Source organism: Daejeonella sp., assembly GCF_046590655.1.
Taxonomy (GTDB): domain Bacteria; phylum Bacteroidota; class Bacteroidia; order Sphingobacteriales; family Sphingobacteriaceae; genus Daejeonella.
This window is the reverse complement of the sequence record NZ_JBKJUM010000151.1, coordinates 1-7,909: the sequence shown is the minus strand read 5'-3', so window position 1 is coordinate 7,909 and position 7,909 is coordinate 1. Positions and strand designations below refer to the sequence as shown.

Below are 7,909 nucleotides of genomic sequence, written 5' to 3'. Positions count from 1 at the left end.
ACCTATTCACCAAATTCTCCATCAATTCCTGCTTCCCACTCCTCACTTCAGGCTCCCCTTTTTCAATTGCGTAAGCTCTCAGATCGACTAAAGAAAGTTTACCTGCAGCGAAATCTTTGCCTTTTCCGGAATCGAATGAAGCATAACGCTCTTCGCGAATCTTCTTATAATCAGACTTGTTTAGAATGTTGTCTGCGGCAATAAGTGCTCGTGCAAAGGTATCCATACCCCCTATATGGGCATGAAACAGATCTGCAGGGTCTGTAGAGTTTCTGCGGATCTTGGCATCGAAATTTATACCTCCGCCCTTTAGCCCGCCAGCTTCAATAATTACCAGCATCGCTTCGGTGAGTTCATTGATATTATTAGGAAACTGGTCGGTATCCCAGCCGTTTTGCACATCACCACGGTTGGCATCAATTGAACCGAGGATGCCTGCATCAGCCGAAACCTGGAGCTCATGCTGAAAAGTATGTCCGGCAAGGGTGGCGTGGTTTACTTCGATATTCAGCTTAAAATCATCCATGAGATCATATTGACGCAGAAAGCTTATTACTGTGGCCGCATCATAATCATACTGGTGTTTTGTAGGTTCGCAGGGTTTAGGTTCTATGAAGAAGCTGCCTTTGAACCCTTGTCCGCGGGCATAATCTTTAGCCATGTGCAGAAACCTTGCAAGGTTCTCCTGCTCCCGTTTCATATTGGTGTTCAGCAAGCTCATGTATCCTTCACGCCCACCCCAGAAGACATAATTTTCTCCGCCAAGGCTGACAGTCGCATCAAGCGCAGCTTTAACTTGCGCCCCCCCATGACATAAAACATGAAAGTCAGGATTGGTGGCTGCGCCGTTCATATATCGGCGATGTGAAAACAAGTTCGCTGTAGCCCATAAGAGCTTTACACCACTGGCATTTTGTTTTTCCTTTGCATAATCGGTAATGGCCTGCAGGCGCCTTTCATTTTCGATAATATCGTTACCGTAATCCACGGCATCCACATCATGAAAACAGTAATACGGCAAATTCATCTTGGTAATGAATTCGAAAGCTGCATCCATCTTATCTTTTGCCCGTTCAACAGGGTCAGATTTCTCATCCCAGCGGAAGATGTGAGTAGGTTCTCCAAATGGATCAGCACCATTTCCGACAAACGAATGCCAGTAAGCACAGGCGAAACGCAGAGTTTCCTTCATGGTTTTGCCGCCTATCACTTTATTTTCATCGTACCAGCGAAATGCAAAAGGATTGTCTGATTGAGGTCCTTCGTATTGTATTTGACTGATACCTTTAAAGTATTCTTTGTTTCCCAGTGTTATAGATGACATAGCTTTAATTTTAGATTTCTAATTTATAGAAATTATATGAAAAGGGAAATTCTTCCCAACTTCATTTCCTATTTTGCATAAATACCAATTGCTTATGAGAAAATTCATCTTCGCTTGTATCTTTTATGCATCAGTCATTTCGGTGAAGGCTCAGGATCCTAATGAGTCGAATTATGATGAGTTGAAAGTTCCTCAGTATTCACTGCCAGATATACTTTTAAGCGAGACCAAGGAACGAATAACATCGAAAACATCCTGGGAGAAGCTGCGTCGGCCTGAACTTCTCTCTCTTTTTGAAGAGAATGTTTATGGGAAAATGCCCCGGTCGTACGATAGTATCCGTCACACTGTTACTCATGAGGATTTAGAAAGTATGGATGGAAAAGCGATCTTAAAGGAGGTGCTGATCACGGTTTTTAAGGAGGGCAGGAGTGTCAAGATCAATCTGATATTGTTCATCCCCAAGCATGCACTTAAGCCAGTTCCAGCATTTCTTTTGATTAACAACCGGCCCAAGGAAAACACAGACCCAAGCCGTAGGCAGAAAAGTGAGTTTTGGCCGGCTGAGGAGGTAATTAATAGTGGCTACGCTATTGCTGCAATCCATGTGAGCGATATGGCGCCTGATGACCCAAAGCTCTTTATGAATGGTGTACTTCAGTTATATCCTGAACAATTAACAGCCGATAATGGGATGCGTACAATCGGTGCCTGGGCGTGGGGTGCAAGCCGGGTTATGGATTATTTTGAAAAAGAGCCCTTGGTTGATGAATCAAAAGTTGCTATTGTTGGCCATTCCAGGGGCGGAAAGGCATCACTCTGGGCAGCCGCTCAAGACCAGCGGTTCGCCCTTTGCATCTCTAACTGTTCAGGAAGCACAGGAGCGAAGCTTGCCCGCAGGCAATTTGGAGAAAGGATCAGGAAGATAAATACCTCATTCCCACATTGGTTTACCCCTAATTATAAAAAATTCAACGACAAGGAAGAACTATTGCCGATAGATCAGCACATGCTATTAGCGCTTGCTGCACCACGGCCCGTGTACGCAACTAATGCATCAGAAGACCTTTGGGCAGATCCGACTGGTACTTTCCTTTCGCTAAAACATGCTGAATTGGTCTATAAGCTGTATGGTTTGCGATCTGGATTGCCGGATGTGCCACCGGCAATAAACACAAGTATCTTTAAATCGCCTCTTGCTTATCACAATAGGGAAGGTATTCACAATTTAACTCTCTACGACTGGAATAACTTCATCAAGTTTGCAGATTATCATTTCAAGAAGAACTATTAGTTGCGATAATGCTCTTTTTTTTAAGAAGAGACTGAGGAGTCAAAGGAAATATGATTTACTAATATCCTCTTCCACTCCTGATAAAATATCTCGTATTCATCCTCCGCGTTTGGTTCGATCACTTTCAGTGGTTTCACTTTACTGAACGCGTTTTCCAAAGTTAGCACCCCAAACCCGATACCTGCGCCAATAGAGGCACCAACACTACCATCATTCTGATAAAGTTCAACCGGCACCCCGCAGGAATTCACAAAAGCCTCTGTAAAAACCTCGCTAGAGAACATATTGGTCTTCCCGGCACGGATTACCGTAGGATTCATGCCATTCTCGCGCATAATATCTAATCCGTAACGGAATGAGAATGCAATACCTTCCTGTACTGCGCGGAAGATTTCAGATTGTTTATGAACGTTCAGATCCAGGTTGTGGAAATGAGCACCTATTGTTTTATTATTCAGCATCCGCTCAGCACCATTGCCGAATGGCATTATGCGTATGCCATTGCTGCCAGCCGGTACACTAGCCGCTTCAAAATTCATCTGATCATAAGTCTTTGCCGATCCAATGGTGCTTCTTACCCAGCGGTTGAGGATACCCGTACCGTTAATGCACAAAAGCACGCCCAAACGCTTGCTTTGAGTGGTGTAATTAACATGTGCAAAGGTGTTGATCCTGGATTGTTTATCAAACGTGAGTTGATCCGATACACCATAAATAACACCCGATGTACCGGCGTTGGCACCTACTTCGCCAGGCTTCAGTACATTTAAAGAAAGAGCATTATTCGGCTGATCTCCGGCTTTATACGTTATCGGAATGCCCGCACTTAGTCCAAGTTTCGCAGCAAGCTCATTCTTCAATTTTCCATGTTCTGCAAAGACATCGCGCACATCAGGGATAAGGCTCCTGTCAAAGCCAAATTGATTCATGATATCTTCCGATATCACATCATCCTTAAAATTCCAAAATATTCCTTCAGAAAGAGCTGAAATACTTGTTGTTATTTCACCCGAGAATTTCATCCCAATAAAATCTCCGGGTAGCATCAACTTATCGATTTTCTGATAAACGGCAGGCTCATTTTCTTTAACCCAGGCGAGCTTTGAAGCGGTAAAGTTCCCGGGCGAGTTGAGCATATTAGCTAAACACTTTTCCCTGCCGATTGCATCAAACGCTTTGTTGCCAATTTCTACTGAACGGCTATCACACCAGATGATAGAATTTCGGAGCACTTTCTGATCTTTATCCACCAGGACTAATCCATGCATCTGATATGCGATACCAATTGCCTTTATATCCCGGGGATCATATAGCTTCGTAGCATTGCAGTTCAATATCGCTTGCTGAACATGCTCCCACCACATTTCCGGCGACTGCTCTGCCCAACCTGGCTGCAAAGCTATTATTTCCGACTCTTCTTCCGGGTGCTGTGCGCTAGCCAAACATTTCTGAGTTTGTGAATCCGTTACAGAAACCTTAATTGATGAAGTGCCGAGGTCGATACCGAGTAGAAGCATTGGCGAGATTTGTTGGTTACCGTGAAAGTAGGGTTAATTATGGAAACGAAGGAAAGTTGTACGTTGTACGTTATACGTTATACGTTGCTGGACGCATAACCTAACGTACTACTGAGTTTTACGTTATATAACTTCTCACTTATCCGCCCAGACGTAAAACGTAAAACGTACAACGTACAACTCAAATAAGCTTCTGATAAGTCCGCCACCACAAATCCGGCATCTCCCCTGAATTAGCAAGCTGATAATCTTCATACCTGCAAGGCACCAAATGATGTCTTTCATTTTTTGACAAGCCAGTGGGATAAGGAACCTGCATCCACCAGCGGTCAGATTTTTTGCTTTTCACAAAGACCAACTCATGTGATCCGTCCTTGAGGCTTGCACGATAGGTGATGTAATTGGATTTTGGTAGTAGCGGATGTTCTTTCTTACGGTTATAAAATCCATCCACAAAATACCAAACCATCTGCGCCAGCAACAATGCTGTTTGTCCGTTTTGATCATATGCCGGATTAAATTCATAGAACCCGATGGAAGTAAGCTTATCATTCATTCCCGCATACCGGCAGATCTGACAGGCTTCCTCCCCATAAAATCCATTAGGAGTAGCGTTGGCATTGCCCCTTGCATCTGAAGAACGGATTGCTCCTATGTCAAAACTAATCATATTGGCGTTACGGATAATAGGCTCAGCAAGTGTTATTGAATTTGAGAAATCACCCAGTCGGTGGATGTCGAAGTACAAGCCATCCATCACTTTCAGGCTTTCCTGGTTAACGAAGTATGTTTGATAACCGATATTGCTAAAGTTGAACAAATAGTTAGGCTCGTGCAGGAGAATCCGGTTAAGATATGATTGGGATGTTGTTCCGTCTACTACTTCCGAGTCATCATCGAGGTCGAAATGAGAATCAATTACCATCAGGTCTACTTTCTGCTCCAGTTCTTCATAAGCCATGAACTGGGAGTAAGTTAAATCCTGTCCCCCTCCAATAATGACCGGGAGGATATTCTTCTTGATAAGCTCTGTTACAACTAGCTTAAGAGCGATATAAGTATCGGAAACGGTATATCCGGCCTTAATATTTCCCAGATCGACTATCCGGGTTATATAATTCCCTTCATTGAGATGGTAGAATTTCTCGCGGAAATACTCCGGAGAAAGAGCAGTGCCAGAATTGCCCATTGAATTTCTGTCTTCCTGTACACCAATTATTGCTATATCAAAAGTATTAGCATCGAGATCAGGAAAATCTGAATGAAACATTTCGATTTTTGCACCTAAATGACTGGTATAAAAATCATTTTGGACAGAACTGGAGCTTATGGGACTAAGAAAATCGGATAATGACATAGGAAATTAGTTCTGATTTCGATTAAATTCAAATTGCTACTATAGACATGTCGTTCAGTAGCCGGATTTTGAGGTCAGACTGAATGCAAATATCACTTTATTCAACTACTTTTGAAAGCATTTAAGTAAAATCATTAGAATGGTATTAGTCACCGGCGCCACCGGTTTTTTAGGATCGGAATTAGTTCGACAGTTATTACTAAATGGTGAAAAAGTTCGCGCCCTTAAACGTGATTCATCAGTAATTCCCCACATCCTGAAAAATGATGAACGCATAGAATGGGTAAATGCCGATCTCCTCGATTATTACAGTCTTGAAGACGCGATCGGGGGTATCACAAAAGTCTACCATTGTGCTGCGATGATTTCCTTTTTACAAAAGGAAAAAAAGCAGATGATGAAAATCAACGTTGAAGGAACAATCAATCTTCTAAACGTGTGTATAGCCGCCCACGTACAAAAGTTTCTTCATGTTAGTTCAGTCGCTGCCGTTGGGGATAGCAAGAAAGGGGAGTTAATAAATGAGGACCACCATTGGGAGTTTGAATCTGGTCAGAGCAGTTATTCCGTCTCAAAATATGAGAGTGAGATGGAGGTGTTCCGGGCATCCGCAGAAGGCCTGAATGCAGTAATAGTTAATCCATCAATAATCATAGGCATAAATGCCGGTTCCGAAGGAAGCGGACAACTATTCGAAACTATCAAAAACGGTTTGTCATATTATCCTGATGGAAGTTTCGGTTATGTTGATGTCCAGGACGTAGCTTCTGCTATGATAGATCTGATGAACAGCGATATTAGCAATCAACGCTTCATCATAAGTGCCGAGAATTGGACTTACCGCGATGTTTTTACAGAAATAGCAACGCAATTTGGCCAGAAACCTCCCAAAATTGCCTTGAAACCCTGGATGATGAATTTGGCCCGATACGGCAAAAGCATTTTATCATATTTGACAGGAAAAAATAACAACTTTAGTCGCGATACCGTTAGGAGTGCTTTTAAAAAACAAAACTATTCAAACGAAAAAATAAAAGAGGCTCTAAATTTGGAGTTCCGGTCTGTTAAAGAATCGATTGCTGAAATCTGTAAAAATTACTATACAAACTAAAATATCAAATTCCCTTTGAAACAGTTTTACATTATTGATTTTGATAGTACTTTTACCCAGGTGGAGGCGCTGGATGAACTTGCGAGAATTTCTCTACATGACCATCCAAACCGGGAAGGTATTTTTAAGAGCATAGAAGATCTTACCAATAAGGCGATGGAAGGCAGGATGTCATTCCGGGAAAGTCTGACAGCCAGGGTTCAGCTTCTCGAAGCGAACAAAGATCACCTGAAGCAGCTCATTACACACCTGAAAACCAAGGTGTCTGCCTCCTTCTCGCGTAATAAAACATTCTTCAAAAAGCATGCTGATGATGTTCTGATTGTTTCCGGGGGCTTTAAGGAATTTATTGTCCCTGTGGTTTCATCCTATCACATCGCCAAAGAGAATATTTATGCAAATACTTTCATATTTGATACTTCGGGGAAGATTATTGGCTACGATGAGAGCAATCCTCTTTCGAATGAAGGGGGCAAGGTGACGCTATTAAAAGATCTAAAACTCCAGGGTGATATCTATGGCATCGGTGACGGACACTCTGATTTCCAGCTTAAGGAATTTGGAATGATTAAAAAGTTCTATGCTTTTACTGAAAATATAGAGCGAAAAACGGTAGCCGAAAAGGCAGATCACATTACGCCAAGCTTTGATGAGTTTCTTTATGTAAATAACCTTCCAAGAGCTATATCTTATCCTAAAAACAGGATTTTATGTCTGGTTATTGGCGATGTGCCCGCAATTGCAATCCAGACTCTAAAGAACGATGGCTTCTCTATCCGGCACAAAACCAGCTTTGAAGAAAAATATGTGCCTGATGTGGGAATGATGCTGCTGGCCCATGGCGAAGTTCTTGAAGATGAAAAGCTTAATCGTGCTGTTAAACTTAAGACCATCGGTTACCTCGGCAATAGCAGTCTTATTTTGTCTAAAGACATTTGTACTGATATGGGAATTGTGGTTTTTGACGATCCAAAACACAATGCCGGTGCTACAGAATTTATTCCAAAGCGAATGATAAATTTTATCAATCATGGCCACACCTACAGAAGTCTAAATTTCCCAAATCTACAATTGCCACGGATTGGAGGTGCGCACAGGCTTATACACATTCACCACAACGTTCCCGGCGTTATGGCAAGCATAAATCAGGTTTTTGCTGATCACGATATAAACATAGTGGGGCAATACCTAATGACCAACACGAATATTGGCTATGTAATCACGGATGTCAGTGACCAGTATGATAAGCAGGTTCTGAAGGACTTGAAGCAGATTAATCATACGATTAAGTTTAGAATACTTTATT

At 42.3% G+C, this 7,909-nt stretch carries 6 protein-coding genes; 3 read left to right on the top strand and 3 right to left on the bottom strand.

All coding sequences use genetic code 11. From position 1 onward, the window contains the following. Positions 1–1,324: xylose isomerase (gene xylA, locus ACLL8Z_RS13970; protein WP_411275406.1), on the bottom strand; the 1,324-nt coding region annotated here is incomplete at its 3' end. A gap of 94 nt (positions 1,325–1,418) precedes the next feature. Between xylA and ACLL8Z_RS13965 the strand changes: the two genes are divergently transcribed. After that, positions 1,419–2,618 carry a prolyl oligopeptidase family serine peptidase gene (locus tag ACLL8Z_RS13965; RefSeq protein ID WP_411275405.1) on the top strand — a complete coding sequence of 400 codons (1,200 nt, stop codon included), beginning with the start codon at positions 1,419–1,421 and terminating at the stop codon, positions 2,616–2,618. A 20-nt stretch (positions 2,619–2,638) separates the two neighbouring features. On the opposite strand, the gene ACLL8Z_RS13960 is transcribed toward ACLL8Z_RS13965, so the two are convergent. Both ACLL8Z_RS13960 and ACLL8Z_RS13955 read right to left on the bottom strand, forming a co-directional pair. Further along, positions 2,639–4,135, bottom strand: a complete 1,497-nt coding sequence (locus ACLL8Z_RS13960) for a xylulokinase (protein ID WP_411275404.1) — start codon at positions 4,133–4,135, stop codon at positions 2,639–2,641. Between the two features lie 181 nt (positions 4,136–4,316). Beyond that, entirely contained in the window at positions 4,317–5,492 is a 1,176-nt protein-coding gene (locus tag ACLL8Z_RS13955; RefSeq protein ID WP_411275403.1) for a formimidoylglutamase, read from the bottom strand. 139 nt (positions 5,493–5,631) lie between these two features. On the opposite strand from ACLL8Z_RS13955, the gene ACLL8Z_RS13950 reads away from it, so the two are divergent. After that, positions 5,632–6,603 carry an NAD-dependent epimerase/dehydratase family protein gene (locus ACLL8Z_RS13950; protein WP_411275402.1) on the top strand — a complete coding sequence of 324 codons (972 nt, stop codon included), beginning with the start codon at positions 5,632–5,634 and terminating at the stop codon, positions 6,601–6,603. Positions 6,604–6,618: 15 nt separating this feature from the next. Continuing rightward, a partial coding sequence (locus ACLL8Z_RS13945; RefSeq protein WP_411275401.1) for an HAD-IB family phosphatase occupies positions 6,619–7,909 on the top strand: 1,291 nt, incomplete at its 3' end.